Source organism: Moritella marina ATCC 15381 (assembly GCF_008931805.1).
GTDB lineage: Bacteria > Pseudomonadota > Gammaproteobacteria > Enterobacterales > Moritellaceae > Moritella > Moritella marina.
Map to the genome: position 1 here is coordinate 3,953,808 of NZ_CP044399.1, position 18,494 is coordinate 3,972,301.

The window sequence follows — 18,494 nt, forward strand, 5'->3', positions numbered from 1 at the left end:
ATTCTCCAATAAGATAAAAAATTTTAATTAAAATTTGTGTTTATAAATTAATGATCTTCACATGCACTGCTTAGGTAAACCATAGACAGCATCATGAAGATAAACCCTTGTAGAACGATTACCAAAATATGGAAAATCGCCCATGGCACACTTAGTCCCCACTGAAGGTACCAAGGCATAAGCGCGATCAAAATAAAGATCAGCTCACCTGCGTACATATTACCAAACAAACGAAGCGCTAATGAAATAGGCTTAGCTAGTAAAGTAACCATTTCCAGTGCAAAGTTAAAAGGAATAAATAACCAGTGGTTAAATGGATTCATAGTCAGTTCTTTAGCGAACCCACCAAAACCTTTAACCTTGATGCTGAAACCAACAATAAGCGCAAAAATACTTAACGACATAGCGAATGTAGTATTTAAGTCAGTTGTTGGAACAACTTTCATGTAGTCAATTCCCATTGCTTTTGCGGCTTCAGGAATGAAATCGATAGGAACTAAATCCATAGTATTCATCAGAATAACCATCATGAAGATAGTTAATGACAGCGGTGCAATTAATGCATTACGACCGTGAAAAGATTCTTTCACAATGTCATTTACGAACTCGATGCACATTTCAACGAAACATTGAAATTTACCCGGTACGCCCGTTGTCGCTTTCTGACCAACTTTATAGAATGTCCCTAAGAATAAAATCCCTAAAGCGAGGGTTACGAAAAGTGTGTCTAGGTGCCAAGTCCAAAATCCTTCACCAACCGCTAAATTAGTTAAGTGATGTTGGATATATTGGGTCGACGTTAGTGCTTCACCTGTTACAGACATTTTTCATCCCAGTTTTTTGTTCATAAAATAAGGAGCAAATAATTGTGAGCCAATCGCTAATGAAAACGTCACGTAAAGAGGAAGATAATTCACCTTAACGAAACCTAACACCGCAATAAAAAACACAACTGTCAGGACCAATTTTAACGATTCACCCAGTGCAAATGACGACACTACATCTTTCATTTGTCTAGCGCCCATAAACCGGAAAGCTAAACGCGTAAAAATATAATTTGGTAACACATAAATGATGCCACCAAATACTGCAGAACGAGCTGAAAGCTCTCCGTCAATTAACAAAAAAGTTAACGCGCAAACGATCACTAATAGCACCTGAAACACAATCAGCTTAATCGCTTGATTGAACGCATTCATTGCTAATTTATTTGACACAATAAACCCCTAAAACAATCTTTTTGAAGCATTCAAAAAAAATATACAAAAACGCTTCTAAAAGCAGGATAAATTATACGTTGAAGTGGTGCTAATGCAACTGATTGCAACCGAGATAAGGAAAGCTAAGTAGAATATTCTGAAAAATGAGATATGACAGGCGTTACCCACTAATGAGTATCACCCTTATAATATTAAATTCTAAACAACGCGGTTATTATGAAATAAAGTTATTTTGACATTGTAGGAAATATAAGCCATTGATATTTCGAATGAAGATAATTGTTCATAAAAGCGTATCTTACTGAGCTAAGTATATTTACTCGCCCACAACACCGCTTTTATAAATCTTAACTTAATTTGATCTTTATCACTTGAAGATTAAAATTTAATCTAAAGTTGAAACTATATCATCCAATTCAGCAAGGCTAGTATAATCAATAGTTAACTTGCCACAGCCATTTGCACCTTGTTTAATAATAACTTTAGCTTTTAATCGCTCAGATAAGCGATATTCGAGGCTCGCAACATCCGGATCTTTCACCTTTACAGAGGTACTTTCGACCTTAGGTTCAAGTAGTTTTTTGACCAATTTTTCAGTGTCACGAACCGTTAATCCACGCTGGGCAATATTACTCGCCGCTTGTGATTGTAATTCACCTTCAAGACCCAATAAAGCACGCCCATGCCCCATCTCAATATCACCATGTTCAAGTAAGATTTTGACGTCAGAATTGAGGCCATTTAGGCGTAATAAATTTGACACTGATGCTCGAGATTTCCCCACTGCATCTGCCACTTGTTGATGAGTCAATGAGAACTCTTCGATAAGACGCTGCAATGCCGTTGATTCTTCCATCGCGTTTAAGTCTTCACGTTGGATATTCTCAATCAACGCCATCGCCATAACGGCTTCATCTGCAACATCTTTAACGATACAAGGTACTTGGCTTAAACCTGCAAGTTGTGCTGCGCGCCAACGACGTTCACCGGCAATAATTTCATATTGCTGTTCGCAAAGTTCACGGACAACGATAGGTTGGATGATGCCTTGCGCGGTAATAGAAGCAGCTAACTCATCAAGTGCGTCAGTTGCCATATCTTTACGTGGCTGATATTTACCTGGGTATAACCATTCAACCGGTAATTTTTTTAACTCATTTTCAACCACAGCCAAGACAGGTGATGGTACATCTTCAATAGCTTGTTCTTTCGTTCTCGCTATCGCACTTGTCCCCAGTAATGCATCCAGACCTTTACCTAAACCTCGTTTTTTCGTATTCATGCTTGTTCCTTTGCCTGTACGTGCTCTTCATTGGCTAATTCTTGACGACGAATGATTTCTCCGGCGAGTGCCAAATAGGCTTTAGCACCGCTTGATGATTTATCATAATACATAGCAGGTGCACCAAAGCTTGGCGCTTCAGCTAAACGGACATTACGGGGGATCACTGTACGATAGACTTTATCGCTAAAATGTTGCTTAAGTTGTTCAGATACGTCTGATGCTAAGCGATTACGTGGGTCATACATGGTGCGCAGTATACCTTCAATTTTAAGTTCAGGATTAACTGCAGCCGCCAATTTAGTGGTGGTATCCATTAATGCAGTGAGGCCTTCAAGTGCATAATATTCACATTGCATCGGTACAATAATTGAATCAGCAGCCGCCATCGCATTAATGGTTAATAAGTTTAATGACGGTGGGCAATCAATAAAAATATAATCATAGTAATCTTTCACCGCAGCTAACGCGTTCTTTAATCGTAATTCACGCGCAAAGAATTCCATTAACTTAATTTCAGCGGCGGTCACATCTTGGTTCGCCGCAATTAAGTGGTATTTCCCCGACGTTTCCTTAACAACCACTTCATTTACCTGCTTTTCATCAACCAGTAGATCATAGGCAGAGTGCTCGACGCTATATTTATCAACGCCACTGCCCATGGTTGCGTTACCCTGTGGATCAAGATCGATTAGCAATACCTTACGCTTAGTCGCCGACATTGAGGCTGCTAGATTGACACAAGTAGTTGTTTTTCCTACGCCACCTTTTTGGTTAGCTATTGCTATGATTTTGCCCACAAATGTTCCCTATTATTTAATCTCTGACATAACGATTAGATGACGTTCGCCCTCTAACTCTGGCACTGTTAGTTTATGTGCAACTTCCAGTTTGAATTGAGTATTCAATGTTTTAATTTCACCCGTTGGTTTTACCCCTTTCAACGCGTAAAACAAGCCACCTTGTTTTGGTAGATGCTTGCACCAATGTAACATATCTTCTAATGAAGCAAACGCACGACTTAATACACCATCAAATTTAATTTCTGGTTGGTATTCTTCAACACGTGATTGTACTGGTGTTACATTGGTTAATTTTAATTCGTGTACAGCTTGTGTAATGAATCGGATACGTTTGCCTAAGCTATCAAGTAGTACAAATTCTTTATCTGGATTCATAATAGCTAAAGGTAGACCAGGTAAACCAGGACCAGTACCAACATCAATAAAACGCTCGCCTTCTAAGTAAGGGCTTACCACTAGGCTGTCCATAATATGCTTAACTAACATATCGTCAGGATCACGTACCGACGTTAGGTTGTATGCCTTATTCCACTTATGTAACAAATTAACTAATGCCACTAATTGCAGTTTTTGGGTATCAGTAACAACCAAAGGTGTTTGAGCTAATAATGCGTCGAGGCGGTTGATCATGGGTAGATTTACTCCGGTAAAACGTGATTATCTAAATTAATATTAATCGTATAAAAAAGAAAAAGACAATCTACTAAGAAAGGTAAAGGTACCTTCGCTAAATAGTAGCATTGTAAATTAGGGAATGATGTCAAAAATGAGGTGATATAGCCACCGCTAAATGTGTTAACGGTGGCAGTAGTACAATTATTTATTGATTAAGTAGATTTTGCTTTTTCAAATAAATAAGTAAAATTGAGATTGCAGCAGGTGTGATTCCTGAAATACGTGATGCCATACCAATTGTTTGCGGTTTAACTTCAATTAATTTAGCAACAACCTCATTAGAAAGGCCTTTAATTGATGCGTAATCTAAATCTGTTGGCAATAAGGTATTTTCATGACGTAATTGCTTTTCTATCTCCGCTTTCTGACGGTTAATATAACCTTCGTACTTAATGGTGATTTCAACTTGTTCAGCAGCAGATTCGTGTTCTAGTTTAGGACCTAACTCTTCAATCATCATTAATGCGTCATAAGTAACTTCAGGACGACGAACAAGATCTTCCAATGTGTGTTCACGTGAAAGCGGTTTTGCTAATAATGCATTGATCTTATCTGCAAAATCTTTCGTTGGATTGATCCAAGTTGAACGTAAACGTTGTTGCTCAAGTTCAATCGATTCCATTTTTTCGTTGAAGATAGCCCAACGATGATCATCAACTAAGCCAAGCTCACGACCTTTTTCTGTCAGACGCGAATCGGCATTGTCTTCACGTAACAAGAGACGGTACTCAGCACGACTGGTAAACATGCGATACGGTTCTTTCGTACCTAGCGTTGCCAAATCGTCGACCAATACACCTAAGTAAGCCTGATCACGACGTGGATGCCATGTATCTTCTTCACGGGCAGTACGAGCGGCATTAAGACCAGCAAGCAGCCCTTGAGCTGCCGCTTCTTCATAACCTGTTGTACCGTTGATTTGACCCGCGAGGAACAGACCTTCGATAAATTTACTTTCTAACGTTAATTTAAGATCGCGGGGATCAAAGTAATCATATTCGATCGCATAACCAGGACGCGTAATATGTGCATTCTCTAGTCCGCGGATCGAACGCACAAGATCAACCTGGACATCGTAAGGCAAACTCGTTGAAATACCATTAGGGTAAACTTCATGCGTTGTTAAACCTTCAGGCTCAATAAATATTTGATGTGATTCTTTATCAGCAAAACGCGTGATCTTATCTTCGATCGATGGACAATAACGTGGACCAATACCCTCGATCACACCAGTGTACATTGGGCTACGATCCATACCACTGCGGATCACATCATGGGTATTGTTATTAGTATGAGTAATATAACACGGTACTTGTTGCGGATGATCTTTACGGCTACCGATAAAAGAGAATACCGGTGTTGGTGCATCGCCGTGCTGTTCTTCCATTACTGAAAAATCAATCGTACGACCATCGATACGTGGCGGCGTACCCGTTTTTAAACGATCCGTACGAATAGGTAATTCACGTAAACGTGCAGCCAATGATACCGATGCAGGATCACCAGCACGGCCACCTGGATAATTCTGTAGACCAATGTGGATAAGTCCATCAAGGAAAGTACCGACGGTTAATACCACAGATTTCGCTCTAAACGATAATCCAGCTTGCGTCATTACACCAACAACACGATCATTCTCAATAATAAGATCATCAACAGATTGTTGGAATATAGTTAGGTTAGGCTGGTTTTCAAGTTTTTGGCGTACGGCTGATTTATATAACAGACGATCCGCTTGGGCACGAGTTGCACGAACTGCAGGACCTTTGCTTGAATTTAATGTTCTAAATTGAATACCGCCGAGGTCAGTAGCTTGACCCATGATACCGCCAAGTGCGTCAATTTCTTTAACGAGGTGACCCTTGCCGATACCACCGATAGCTGGATTGCATGACATATGCCCTAGCGTATCGATGTTATGCGTTAATAATAATGTATTTCGACCCATACGAGCAGCGGCTGCAGCAGCTTCGGTGCCAGCATGTCCGCCACCTACGACGATAACTTCAAATTGTTCATGGTATGCCATGTATTACCTCGGTTTGGTTTAGCGGAAATATTCAGAGCGGCACAGTTTACGGTTTTCTCTAACAGATGCAAATGATCTTAATTATATTTTTATTTAGATCCAACTGTTGATCTTTAGATCTTAAAAGAGATCTTATAAGATCTATTATTAGGATCGCCTTGATCTGTTGATAAGTCGCTTTGATCTAGCAAGATCATGTATTTAGCGTCGATCACTTACTGTTAGTAAGGCTTGGGCTTGTTACGTATAAGTTGGGTGTAAATAGCCTAGTTATGCACAGGGCCTGTGGTAGTCAATTTATTCTACAAGGATAACTATAGGTTGATCACAAGAAAGATCTATAGTTATCCACAGAAAATAAAAATAAAAAAGTTAGATCATGCTCATATTATAGCCAGTTTTTCAGCCACTGCGGGTAGCATTCGTCGATCGCATCTTCTGGGATCGGCGTTTCTAGTGTGCAAATTTCGACTATTTCGGCTTTCCGGTTTGCGCTTAATTCTGCGAGTTGGAGATCGATCTTATGGCCTGCAAAACAGAATTGATCATAAGATTTTGACCCCAGCGCGATCACGCTGTATTGAACTAAGCTTAAATCTGGCTTGGATTGTTGTAATTGCTGCGCAAAGGGGGCTATGTTTTCAGGGTAATCACCTGCGCCATGCGTCGCAGTGCAAATGATCCAGGGGTGGTTTTTGTCGATCGGTAAGTTTTCTAGTTTAGGATCGAGGTGGATGTTGACTTGAAAACCTTGATCAATGAGTTTTTCCGCTAAATGATCAGCTGTATATTCGGCTGATCCTAATGTTGTGCCTACAATTAATTCGAATGTATACATGCTTTCCTCTTATTTAAATAATGTTGTCACTATTTTTGCTGTAAAATGTCGCCTTATTCAATACTAATTTACTATTATTAAGGCAGTTATGGCTTCATTATTTCAACGTTTTTTTGCTTTATTTGGTTATGTGAAAACCAATAAAAAGACGGTATGTACTCCTCATAAACCAGTGTTCAATAATGTTGCTACAACAACATTAAGTATACCTGATGTCGGTGTAGCGGATGAGATAATTGATACGAGCTCATTGTTTTATGATTTGTTGTTTAATAATAAGGACGTTACGCCGACTGGAAGCTGTGGGTTAAACCCATTGGAGAAAAGTATCTTACTTAAAGTTGAAGCGAGTGTTGGCCGTCCTGAAAACATCGCGTTCAATGTCGTTCGATTACCTGAAGTACTACATAAGGTTTCAGCATTAATTGATAGTGACAATTATACTGCTGAACAGTTAGCTGCATTGATTACTCAAGATCCGGTGCTGGCTGCTGATGTCATTAAATTAGTTAACTCGGCTGGTTATCAAGTAGGGACTCAGGAGATCACCTGCTTACAAGAGGCGGTAGTTCGTTTAGGTGGCTTGCAAATTAAATCGATTGTAATGACGATCGTGATGAAAAACATGACTGATATTAAGCCTATCTATTTTAAGCTGTTTGGTCAGTATTTATGGCAGCATTCACTGACAACTGCCTTGTGGGCAAAAATGTTAGCAAAGCGTCACGGTGAAGACCCTGACTTAGCTTATTTCCTTGGTCTGATTCATGATGTGGGTAAAATTGCGCTGTTTAAATTAATTGTTGATGAAATGAATATCAGTGACCCACAATTTAGACCCAGTTCAAAGCTATTCCGTCAAATGATGACTAAGCATTCATTACGCTTATCTGCGCTGATAGCTCAGGCGTGGTTGTTACCGGGACCAGTGGTTAAAGCTTTACATGAACAATCCGAAAGTATGACGATGCTACAGCACACGGGGCAGGGTAAGTTATTGCTTCAAGCCAACTTATACAGTGAAATACACTTATTATTGGCGCAAGGGGCTATTTCTCTGGAGCAGGCTAGTACATTTTGTAGTGAACATCAATTAGATATTAAAACGTGTATCGCCGGAGTATAAATCATGATTTTAGCGATAAATTCGGGGCTACATACACATTATTAATCGTTAATCGCTGATTTATCCACATGGTTTTAGGCGCCTTGAAAGTTATTATTTATCACGTTTAACTTGTGGGTAACTCTGTGGATGGCTTGTAATCGACGCTATGTTTTACTGTCTGCGAAGAGTTTGAAAGTGCGTGCGCTGATACTTGTTTATCATGGCGTAACAAGGGGCTAGGTGAGGGACGATCCGTTTAAGGATCGTCATTTATTCGAACTTATTTACCAATACAGAACGAAGTAAAGATACGACCAAGAAGATCGTCTGATGTAAACTCACCAGTAATCTCAGATAGTTGCTCTTGAGCTAGGCGAAGTTCTTCTGCAAGCAGCTCTCCCGCCATATATACTTCCATCTGCATCTTGCCTATCTGTAAGTGTTCATCAGCCTTCTCGATAGCATCCAAGTGACGGCGACGTGCTATGAAGCCACCTTCGGTATTGCTTTGATAACCCATGCACTCTTTCAAATGATCTTTGAGTTCATTTAAGCCAAGGTTTTCTTTTGCTGATATTTTGAAGATCGAATGACTTTGATCTTTAACTACGATTGGCGATTCACCGGTAAGATCCATTTTATTTCTGATCACTGTCAGGCCGATCGAGCTTGGTAGTCGATCAATGAAGTCTGGCCAGATTTCGGCAGGATCCGTTGCGTCTGTCGTGGTACCGTCAACCATAAATAGTACTTGATCCGCGTTATTGATCTCTTCCCATGCGCGTTCAATACCTATTTGTTCAACACGATCTGGACTCTCGCGTAAACCTGCAGTATCGATAATATGCAGTGGCATACCATCAATGTGGATATGTTCACGTAATACATCACGTGTCGTTCCAGCTATGTCGGTCACAATCGCAGATTCTTTGCCTGCTAGTGCATTCAGTAAACTTGATTTACCTGCATTAGGGCGACCCGCAATAACGACTTTCATGCCTTCGCGAATAATTGCGCCTTGCTTTGCTTCTTTTTGTACCGCAGTTAGGTTATCCATTATGTTATACAGTGCTTGTGCAATTTTACCGTCGGCAAGGAAATCTACTTCCTCTTCTGGAAAATCAATTGCCGCTTCAACGTAGATACGTAAATGAATCAAACTTTCGGTCAGGGTATTAATTTTTTTTGAAAACTCACCTTGCAGTGAATTCATTGCAGATTTTACTGCGCGCTCTGACGTTGCATCGATCAGATCGGCAATTGCCTCTGCTTGGGTTAAATCCATTTTATCATTCAGGAATGCACGTTCAGAGAATTCACCTGGTCGTGCCATTCTGATGCCGTCAATTTTAAGAATACGACGCATCAGCATATCCATGATTACTGGACCACCGTGGCCTTGTAACTCTAAAACATCTTCGCCGGTAAATGAATTAGGTGCTTTGAACAAGATTGCGATACCTTGGTCAATTGTTTGCTGTTCTTCATCTAAAAAAGATAAGTAATCGGCTTTACGCACGGTCGGAATTTTATTCAAAATAGCTTGCGCGACTAACTCTGTTTTGGGTCCAGAGATACGAATAATACCAACACCACCTCGTCCTGGCGGTGTGGCTTGTGCAATGATAGTTTCATTAGTTAGCATGTGATTACCCGAAGATAGTATATTTTTTAGATGAAAAAAGGCGGCACAAGGGCCGCCTTGATAAGATTAGCAAGCTTACTTTTTGCTATGTAAACCTTCTTTTTCCAGAGCTCGGAAAATAATAGTTTGTTGGATAATTGTAACTACGTTACTCATTAACCAGTATAGAACCAGACCTGCCGGGAACCACAAGAAGAAGAAAGTAAACATGACTGGCATGAACTGCATCACTTTCTGCTGCATTGGATCTTGAACTTGTGTCGGAGACATTTTCTGGATCATGTACATAGTAACACCCATTAATAGGGGTAATACGTAGTACGGGTCTTGTGCTGATAAATCGTTAATCCACAATGCGAATGGTGCGTGACGTAATTCCACACTTTCCATTAATGCCCAGTATAGCGAGATGAAAATAGGCATTTGGATGATCATTGGGAAACAACCACCTAAAGGATTTACTTTCTCTTCTTTATACAACGCCATCATTGATTGCGACATTTTTTGTTTGTCGTCACCACATTTTTCACGTAGAGCTGTTAGTTTCGGTTGTAGTAAGCGCATTTTCGCCATTGACGTATATTGTGCTTTCGTTAACGGATACATAGCACCACGAACGGTAAATGTGATCATGATAACCGCAATACCCCAGTTACCCACTAAACCATGGAAGAACTGTAGTAATTTGAATAGCGGCTGAGCAATGAACCATAACCAGCTGTAATCAACCGTTAGGTCAAGACCTTCAACTAATTCACCCATCTCATCTTGCAGTTTTGGACCAACCCAAAGTTTTGCTGAGATAGTTGTTTCGCTGTTTGCTGCAATCGCTTCAACAGGTTGTTTGAAACCGATAATAGCTTGACCTTTCGTAAAGTCAGTACGACCAATATTCAAGCTGTAGAAATGGTTTTGGCTATTACCTGGGATCCAAGCGGATACGAAGTAATGCTGTAACATCCCAACCCAACCAGCAGTTGTTGTGCGGCTTAGATTTGCATCGCTGATATCACTGAAATCGTATTTTTCATAACGTTTGTCAGTTGTCCCAAGTGCTGCACCACGGTAAGCCTGCATCATCATGCTGCTGCCTTCGTCAGTACTTAGATCAATGTTTTGTTTCAATTGACCGTACATTTGAACTGAAATGGCATTCGCTGATTGGTTATTTATTTGATAGCTTACTTCAACGTCATAGCTACCACGTGTTAACGTGAATACTTTCGTAAACTGGACGCCGTTTGCATCTGTGTATGAAAGTGGAATACTTAATGTATCGCCTGAGATTGTGAAGCTCGTTGCTGTCGTGTTGTATTGTGGACGGCCATTTGCATTTGCATCTGGACCATTCGCGCCAATAAGACCACTTTGTGCAATATACACATTCGTCGCGTCATTTTGTAATAATGTGAAACGTTCTTCAGCATCAAGTTCTGTGGCATGATCAAGTAAATCTGCACGAACAATATCGCCACCAACAGTGTCGATAGTTAGTTCAAGCACATCTGAGCTGATAGTAATCAATTTATTTGATTGCTCTGAATTCGGAGCGTCAGTTGTTGCGTCACTGCCTGCCGGTACATCGCCAGTTAAACCATTTGTGATCGCTTGAGTCGTTGTTGGTACTGCAACCGGGTTGTCTTTATTTTGCCACTCGGTGAATAGCAAAAAGCTGACAAACAATAATCCGATGACAAGTAAATTACGTTGGGATTCCATAATCTAATTAATCTCTTTGTTTGGGTTCTGGTACAGGATCGTAACCATGTTTATTACTAAAAGGATGACATATTAATAGACGTTTGGCCGTTAGCCAACAACCTTTTGTAAATCCGTGGAGTTTTATTGATTCTATCGCGTATTGAGAGCACGTTGGAGTGAAGCGACAGCGAGGACCAATCATCGGACTAATGAATAATTGGTAACCTCGTATTAATTTGGTGCCTAACCATTGCAACGGCGACAAAGTTTGCGCCATAACTTCTCCAATAATGCATCGATTTCTGCATTTTCCAAGTTTGCAATACCTGATTTAGCGATAACCACGATATCAACATTGGGAAAATCATGATGACGTGTCCGAAAACTTTCTCTAATTAGACGCTTAACTCGATTACGGCCGACAGCAAGTTTAATTGCTTTTTTAGGTACAGCTAAACCAAGACGAGTGTGTCCAAGTGAGTTATTTTTGGCAAGTATAGTTATATGAGGTGAGGCTGATCGCACAGGGTCTGCGAATACGTTTTTGAAGTGTTCGGGAGTTAACAAACGTAACTCCCGAGGAAAGCTCTTATCTATCACGTCTGATAATTAAGCGCTTAAAGTCTTACGACCTTTTGCACGGCGACGTGCAAGAACCTTACGGCCACCTACAGTTGCTTTACGTGCGCGGAAACCGTGTGAACGTTTACGCTTAAGGTTACTTGGTTGAAAAGTACGTTTCATAGCTTTATCCGTTATATATTAACTGTACAGTTATGTTGAGTCAGTCAAGAAATAATGACCGGTCGTCAACTTGACTAACACAAAAAGAGGCGGAATTTTAATCATTGTTGCAAAACAAGTCAATAATTAATCAGTTTTCGCCTCGTGAAAATAGCATTATCTTACTTAAATTCGATATTCTCGACCGATTATTATGCGATTGGATACATGAAATAATAGGCTAAATTCTTATCATTATAGATAAAAATTATAATTTGGTTTAATAATTGCTGTTATTCCAATCTGATCACAAGGGATCAAGCGGGGAATTATACAGGCTATTTACTAACTAACAAGTCAGCGCTGCTAATTTATCCACTTTATAGTGCCTGATTATTGATTTACTCGCTGTAAAAATGTACGAGTACGAGGATCTTGCGGGTTATTAAAGATCATATCCGCGGATCCTTGTTCAACAATCTGGCCTTGATCCATGAAAATCACCCGGTCTGCGATTTCTTTTGCAAATTGCATCTCGTGCGTCACAATCAGCATTGTTTGCTTTTGTTTTGCCAATTGACGCATCAACCCAAGCACCTCTCCGACCCATTCAGGGTCTAGCGCTGACGTAGGTTCATCAAACAAGATTACTTTACTTTGTGCCGCCATTGCGCGTGCTATGCCAATACGTTGTTGTTGGCCGCCTGACAACGCTGAAGGGTAGTAGTCTTGTTTATCTGCTAAACCAATACTTTTCAGGATAGTCTGCGCTTCTTGTTTGGCGATGGCTGTTGATTTACCTCTGACGGTAATTAAACCTTCAGTAATGTTTTCAAGCGCCGTTTTATTGGCGAACAGCGCGTAGTTTTGAAACACGAACGCGGTTTTTTTACGTAATTCTGTTATTTGTTTTTTTGTCGCGGTATTGGCATCAACGATTAAGTCATCAATGGTGATATTAGCTGTTGTTGGTTGCTCTAGAAAATTAAGGCAGCGTAGCAGTGTCGACTTACCAGTACCTGATGGTCCAATAATGACGGTTGTTTCACCTTCTTTAATATCTAAATCAATTTGGCGTAATACTACGTTATCAGCAAAGCTCTTACTTAAATTAGTCACTTTGATCATGTTAATACGCCTTATTCAAATAACGTTCTAAATATACTTGTAGCTGTGTGAATATCATCACCACGCCCCAATAGATTAATGCCACGGCAAGGTAACTTTCGAAAAAGTAAAAACTTGATGAGGCTTCCATTTGGGTTTTCGCCATGATTTCAGTCACGCCTAACGTAAACGCTAATGAGGTACTCTTAATCATATCAATAAAGTAATTCATCAACGAAGGCGTCGCGATACGTGCAGCTTGTGGCAGTACGATGCGGCGCATAGCTTGACTCGTGGTCATGCCGGTACTTAAGGCCGCTTCCAGCTGTGATTTATCCACAGCCATGATCGCTGCGCGAATGCTTTCTGCTTTGTAAGCAGCAAAGTGCAGTGTTAAGCCAATCACAGACGCAGTAAAAGCGTCCATGTTAATCAATATCGGGAATACGCGAGGTAAACCGTAATACAATAAAAATAGCTGAACAAGGAGTGGGGTACCACGGAAAAAAGATATAAATACCATGGCGAATTGATTGAGCACGGGTACTTTAAAAGTACGCACAACCGCTAAGCCAATGGCTAATATAAGTGCAAAGACGACGCCGATAAGCGCCATCTGCATGGTTGTTCCCAAATACTTAAACAGTATTGGGAACAGATTCAGCATGTATTCAAAATTAAATTGCATTTATTTTACAGTGATATCCATTGTGAACCATTTTTCTGAGATAGTTGCTAGCGTGCCGTCTGCACGCATGTTATCCAGCGTTGTATTTACTTTTAGGCGTAATACTTCTTGTTTTTCTGTTTTCAAAAATGGCATCGCATTTTCGATCGTTTCAAACGTTGGGCCTGCAAGTTGTAACGGTAATGGTGATTTGTTAATTAATTCAAGTGATGACAAACGATCCATCACAAACGCATCGGTACGCCCTAATGCTACATCACGTTCGATACCTGTGTCGTAAGTTTTGATCGTAATATTTCTGTCAGTATCGTATTTGCGTAATAAATCAGCAAAATTTGATCCTAAATTCACGCCTACGGTTTTGTTGGCTAAGTCATCAATACCGTTAATGTCTTTATTGCCTTTTTTCACGACCACTTGCGCCCCGTCATAAACATACGTTTGGCTAAATGAATATTTAGCTAAACGTGCAGGGGTAATCGTTACTTGATTGGAAATCGTATCTATTCGCCCCGTTTCTAACATACCAAATAGACCGGAAAAATTAACGGTGATGAATTCCACTTTTGCATCATTACGTTTCGCGATCTCTTTCCATAAATCAACTTCAAAACCTTGTAGTTGATCATTTTTTGAAAAAGTAAACGGGAAGTAGTTGCCTGACATGCCGACTTTAATCGTTTCTTGTGCTTGTGCAAAGGTTGTTAATGTTGAGCTCACAAGTACTGCAGCAGCTAATAATAGTTTTTTCATGGTCCATCCTGTTGACGCTAATTATAAGTTTAATGCGTGCATGATATTCTAATGTAAATTGAATTATAAATAGCGTTTAGTTATAAGTAATTGCTAAAAGATAGCGCGATTAATTATATTTACCGGTTTTATTGTTCGTATTGACACGTTATCGGTTTTTATTTTACTTTTGTGTGGATAACTGTTTATTCATGCTAGCGCTTATGCACAATTAGCAGTAAAATAATGCATTATTCTTTATTATTAATCTGGAGTGTGGAGAGTGTCAGTTTCTCTTTGGCAGCAATGCCTTTCGCGCTTACAAAATGAGCTTTCTGCTACTGAATTCAGTATGTGGTTACGCCCTCTGAAAGCCGAACTTACCGATAGTACTCTCACCTTGTATGCTCCGAACCGTTTTGTACTTGATTGGGTTCGTGATAAGTACCTCAACTCAATTACCGCATTATTCGATGAGTTTTGTGGTGCTGATGCGCCAATTTTACGTTTTGATATTGGTGGCAAACCAACAACTGTCACGCAACCGACAACCAAGATTGATCGCGTCGTGACAGCCAAAGTGGTTTCAAGACCACAATTGGACCCGTGGGAATCTAGCTCACCACAGCAACCGGCGATTAATCATCGTAGTAATGTTAATTTAACCTACACCTTTGAAAATTTTGTCGAAGGTAAATCTAACCAATTAGCACGTGCCGCTGCTCAGCAAGTCGCTAGCAATCCAGGTGGTGCTTATAATCCACTGTTTTTATATGGTGGTACAGGTTTAGGTAAAACGCATTTATTACACGCGGTTGGTAACGGTATTAAAGCGCAAAAAGCCAATGCCAAAGTAATTTATATGCATTCTGAACGTTTTGTTCAGGACATGGTGAAAGCCCTGCAAAATAATGCCATTGAAGCGTTTAAAAATTATTACCGCAGTGTTGATGCATTGTTGATTGATGACATTCAATTCTTTGCGAAGAAAGAACGTTCACAAGAAGAGTTTTTTCATACCTTCAATGCACTACTCGAAGGTAATCAACAGATTATTCTGACGTCCGATCGTTATCCAAAAGAAATCGATGGCGTAGAAGATAGGTTGAAATCGCGTTTTGGTTGGGGTTTAACGATTGCTATTGAACCGCCGGAACTGGAAACGCGTGTTGCCATTTTAATGCGTAAAGCGGTAGAAAGTAATATCCATTTACCGGATGAAGTGGCGTTCTTTATAGCCAAACGTTTACGCTCAAATGTACGTGAGTTGGAAGGGGCATTGAATCGCGTGATCGCCAATGCTAACTTTACTGGCCGTGCGATTAATATTGATTTTGTCCGTGAAGCATTACGTGACTTACTCGCATTGCAAGAAAAGTTAGTGACGATTGATAATATTCAAAAGACTGTTGCAGAGTATTATAAGATTAAAGTCGCGGATTTATTATCTAAGCGTCGTAGCCGTTCTGTGGCAAGACCGCGTCAAGTTGCGATGGCGTTAGCGAAAGAGTTAACCAATCACAGCTTACCGGAAATCGGTGATGCGTTTGGTGGTCGTGATCATACAACTGTACTTCATGCCTGCCGTAAGATTGTGCAGCTAAAAGAAGAAAGTCACGATATTAAAGAAGATTATTCGAACTTGATTAGAACACTATCTTCATAGAGAAACGTCGTAAATAAACGTCGTAAATAAACGTCGTCAATATCGTCGAAAAAAAGGTTATATTAAATGCAGTTTACAATTAATCGCGAAGCGTTATTGCGACCATTACAGTTGGTATCGGGTGCCTTGGGTAACCGTCCAACCTTGCCGATTTTAGGTAATGTGTTACTTGATGCGAAAGAAGGTAAATTATCGTTAACCGGTACCGATCTGGAAGTTGAGTTAATTGGTCAAGTTAATCTTGAAGGTGACTACAGCGAAGGACGTACAACGGTACCGGCGAAAAAATTCCTCGATATCTGTCGTGGCTTACCTGATGGCGCGCAAATCCAAGTCAGTTATGCAAGCGATCGTATTGTCGTTAAATCTGGGCGTAGTCGTTTTTCGTTATCGACATTACCGGCAACTGAATTCCCAAATATTGAAGACTGGGATAACGATATCGAGTTTGAATTACTGCAAGGTTCATTACGTCGATTGATTGATAACACCCAGTTCTCGATGGCAAGTCAGGATGTACGTTATTACCTTAACGGCATGCTGTTTGAAACTGAAGGTAATATATTGCGTACAGTGGCAACGGATGGACATCGTCTTGCTGTCGCGAGTTGTGAGCATGATGCTAACTTAGCGCAGCAGCAAGTGATTGTGCCGCGTAAAGGTGTATTAGAATTGGTTCGTTTACTCGACAGTGAAGAAGACATGGTGAAGATCCAACTCGGGTCGAATAACATTCGGGCTATTACTAGCGGCTTTGTATTTACCTGTAAATTGGTTGATGGTCGTTTTCCTGATTACCGTCGGGTATTACCAAAAAATGCCGATAAGATGTTAATATCGGGTCGTGAAGGGTTAAAACAAGCGTTTTCACGTGCGGCTATTTTATCGAATGAAAAATTCCGTGGTGTTCGCTTGAATATGAATCAAGGTTTATTGAAAATTACGGCTAATAACCCTGAGCAAGAAGAAGCGGAAGAGTTATTGGATGTCGAGTTTGGTCATGATGAGCTTGAGATTAGTTTTAACGTCAGTTATGTGCTGGACGTATTGAACACGCTGAAATGCGACAAGGTTAAAATTTCCTTGTTGGACGCTAATAGCAGTGCCTTGATTGAAGATGAACAATCTGATCAAGCTTTGTATGTTGTTATGCCAATGCGGTTATAAGTTTAAATGGGACTGGTTAAATTAAATCTCACTGACTTTCGTAATATTAAGCAGGCATCCATGCAACCGGCTGCTGGTGTTAATATTATTTTGGGTGAGAATGGCAGTGGTAAATCGAGTGTATTAGAAGCGATTCATTACTTAGGGTTAGGGCGTTCGTTCCGTACTCATTTAACCAGTCGCGTTGTGCAACATGGTGAGAAAGATTTCACGCTCTTTTCACAGTGTCAGCAATTTTTAAATGACGAGCAGACAACCTCGATTGGTTTAAAAAAATCAAAAAGCAGTGATACTGAATTAAAAATTGCCGGACAAAAAGCGGAAAGACTGGCAGAGCTGCCTGGGATATTACCATTACAACTCATTCACCCGGAGAGTTTTACGTTACTCTCGAGTGGGCCGAAATTACGTCGACAATTTGTTGATTGGGGCGTATTCCATGTGGAACCAGAGTTTTTTGCAACGTGGGCAAAGTTAACGCGATTATTAAAACAGCGTAATGCGATTTTAAAATCAGGTAGACGTTATGCCGAGCTAGCATATTGGGATAAGGAGTTTGCAGCTCAAGGGACGATTATTGCGCAAATGCGTCGTAGTTACCTTGAACAGCTTAATCCGATAATTAAATCTGCCTTGGCAGACTTCTTACCCGAGTATGACTTTGATATTCGTTATCACCCAGGTTGGGATAGCGATATTGAGTTAGCTGATTTATTAAAACAAAATTTTATGCGCGATCAACAGCTAGGTTATACTAGCTTAGGTCCGCAAAAAGCGGATATCCGAATTAGAGCGAACGGAGTACCGGCACACGATATTTTATCAAGAGGTCAACTTAAATTGGCCGTGTGCGCAATGCGATTAAGTCAGGGACTTTTTTTAAGTCAGCATAGCAACAAGCGATGCACTTTTTTAATCGATGACTTTTCCTCAGAACTTGATGACAGTAAACGGAAGTTGCTGGCGCAGTATCTGATTGAGAGTAAGGCTCAAGTATTTGTTACGGCTATTGAGAAAAGTCAGGTAACAGCACTTCTCACTGAAGGCTGTAAAATGTTTCACGTGGAACATGGCAAATTAATTGAATTTTAAATATAAAGGCGCGAGAGC

At 40.3% G+C, this 18,494-nt stretch carries 19 protein-coding genes; 4 read left to right on the top strand and 15 right to left on the bottom strand.

The genetic code is table 11. The features are described from left to right. Positions 1–47: 47 nt before the first annotated feature. The 7 genes from atpB to mioC all read right to left on the bottom strand — a co-directional run bounded on the left by atpB (position 48) and on the right by mioC (position 6,847). Entirely contained in the window at positions 48–824 is a 777-nt protein-coding gene (gene atpB, locus FR932_RS17785) for a F0F1 ATP synthase subunit A (RefSeq protein ID WP_019442492.1), read from the bottom strand. A 3-nt stretch (positions 825–827) separates the two neighbouring features. After that, positions 828–1,217 carry an ATP synthase subunit I gene (locus FR932_RS17790; RefSeq protein WP_019442491.1) on the bottom strand — a complete coding sequence of 130 codons (390 nt, stop codon included), beginning with the start codon at positions 1,215–1,217 and terminating at the stop codon, positions 828–830. Positions 1,218–1,605: 388 nt separating this feature from the next. Further along, positions 1,606–2,502: a ParB/RepB/Spo0J family partition protein gene (locus FR932_RS17795; protein WP_019442490.1), complete on the bottom strand. Its 897-nt coding sequence runs from the start codon at positions 2,500–2,502 to the stop codon at positions 1,606–1,608. Continuing rightward, the gene (locus tag FR932_RS17800) at positions 2,499–3,302 is read right to left on the bottom strand and encodes a ParA family protein (protein ID WP_019442489.1); all 804 of its coding nucleotides are present in this window, start codon (positions 3,300–3,302) and stop codon (positions 2,499–2,501) included. Before FR932_RS17800 ends, FR932_RS17795 begins: the two co-directional genes overlap by 4 nt. 12 nt (positions 3,303–3,314) lie before the next feature. Continuing rightward, positions 3,315–3,935, bottom strand: a complete 621-nt coding sequence (rsmG, locus tag FR932_RS17805; protein WP_019442488.1) for a 16S rRNA (guanine(527)-N(7))-methyltransferase RsmG — start codon at positions 3,933–3,935, stop codon at positions 3,315–3,317. A gap of 190 nt (positions 3,936–4,125) precedes the next feature. Then, a complete protein-coding gene (mnmG, locus tag FR932_RS17810; RefSeq protein WP_019442487.1) occupies positions 4,126–6,009 on the bottom strand; it encodes a tRNA uridine-5-carboxymethylaminomethyl(34) synthesis enzyme MnmG in 1,884 nt (627 codons plus the stop codon). Between the two features lie 388 nt (positions 6,010–6,397). Further along, the gene (gene mioC / locus FR932_RS17815; protein ID WP_019442486.1) at positions 6,398–6,847 is read right to left on the bottom strand and encodes an FMN-binding protein MioC; all 450 of its coding nucleotides are present in this window, start codon (positions 6,845–6,847) and stop codon (positions 6,398–6,400) included. Between the two features lie 88 nt (positions 6,848–6,935). Between mioC and FR932_RS17820 the strand changes: the two genes are divergently transcribed. After that, positions 6,936–7,973 carry an HDOD domain-containing protein gene (locus tag FR932_RS17820; protein WP_019442485.1) on the top strand — a complete coding sequence of 346 codons (1,038 nt, stop codon included), beginning with the start codon at positions 6,936–6,938 and terminating at the stop codon, positions 7,971–7,973. 262 nt (positions 7,974–8,235) lie between these two features. On the opposite strand, the gene mnmE is transcribed toward FR932_RS17820, so the two are convergent. From mnmE to FR932_RS17860, 8 genes are all read right to left on the bottom strand, one after another. Beyond that, entirely contained in the window at positions 8,236–9,600 is a 1,365-nt protein-coding gene (gene mnmE / locus FR932_RS17825; RefSeq protein ID WP_019442484.1) for a tRNA uridine-5-carboxymethylaminomethyl(34) synthesis GTPase MnmE, read from the bottom strand. A gap of 75 nt (positions 9,601–9,675) precedes the next feature. Next, a complete protein-coding gene (yidC, locus tag FR932_RS17830; RefSeq protein WP_019442483.1) occupies positions 9,676–11,319 on the bottom strand; it encodes a membrane protein insertase YidC in 1,644 nt (547 codons plus the stop codon). A 7-nt stretch (positions 11,320–11,326) separates the two neighbouring features. Then, entirely contained in the window at positions 11,327–11,578 is a 252-nt protein-coding gene (gene yidD / locus FR932_RS17835) for a membrane protein insertion efficiency factor YidD (protein WP_075472414.1), read from the bottom strand. Continuing rightward, positions 11,545–11,868 carry a ribonuclease P protein component gene (gene rnpA / locus FR932_RS17840; RefSeq protein WP_017223413.1) on the bottom strand — a complete coding sequence of 108 codons (324 nt, stop codon included), beginning with the start codon at positions 11,866–11,868 and terminating at the stop codon, positions 11,545–11,547. Before rnpA ends, yidD begins: the two co-directional genes overlap by 34 nt. 42 nt (positions 11,869–11,910) lie before the next feature. Next, on the bottom strand, positions 11,911–12,045 hold the full coding sequence (gene rpmH / locus FR932_RS17845; protein ID WP_006034071.1) for a 50S ribosomal protein L34: 135 nt from the start codon (positions 12,043–12,045) through the stop codon (positions 11,911–11,913). Between the two features lie 372 nt (positions 12,046–12,417). Continuing rightward, positions 12,418–13,152: an amino acid ABC transporter ATP-binding protein gene (locus FR932_RS17850; protein ID WP_019442482.1), complete on the bottom strand. Its 735-nt coding sequence runs from the start codon at positions 13,150–13,152 to the stop codon at positions 12,418–12,420. A gap of 1 nt (position 13,153) precedes the next feature. Then, entirely contained in the window at positions 13,154–13,819 is a 666-nt protein-coding gene (locus tag FR932_RS17855; protein ID WP_026032217.1) for an amino acid ABC transporter permease, read from the bottom strand. Beyond that, the gene (locus tag FR932_RS17860; protein WP_019442480.1) at positions 13,820–14,572 is read right to left on the bottom strand and encodes an amino acid ABC transporter substrate-binding protein; all 753 of its coding nucleotides are present in this window, start codon (positions 14,570–14,572) and stop codon (positions 13,820–13,822) included. Positions 14,573–14,834: 262 nt separating this feature from the next. On the opposite strand from FR932_RS17860, the gene dnaA reads away from it, so the two are divergent. From dnaA to recF, 3 genes are all read left to right on the top strand, one after another. Next, positions 14,835–16,217 (top strand): chromosomal replication initiator protein DnaA, encoded by a 1,383-nt coding sequence (gene dnaA, locus FR932_RS17865; protein ID WP_019442479.1) that lies wholly within the window; start codon positions 14,835–14,837, stop codon positions 16,215–16,217. A gap of 66 nt (positions 16,218–16,283) precedes the next feature. Beyond that, on the top strand, positions 16,284–17,384 hold the full coding sequence (dnaN, locus tag FR932_RS17870) for a DNA polymerase III subunit beta (protein ID WP_019442478.1): 1,101 nt from the start codon (positions 16,284–16,286) through the stop codon (positions 17,382–17,384). Between the two features lie 6 nt (positions 17,385–17,390). Next, entirely contained in the window at positions 17,391–18,476 is a 1,086-nt protein-coding gene (recF, locus tag FR932_RS17875) for a DNA replication/repair protein RecF (RefSeq protein WP_019628988.1), read from the top strand. The last annotated feature ends 18 nt before the right edge of the window (positions 18,477–18,494 follow it).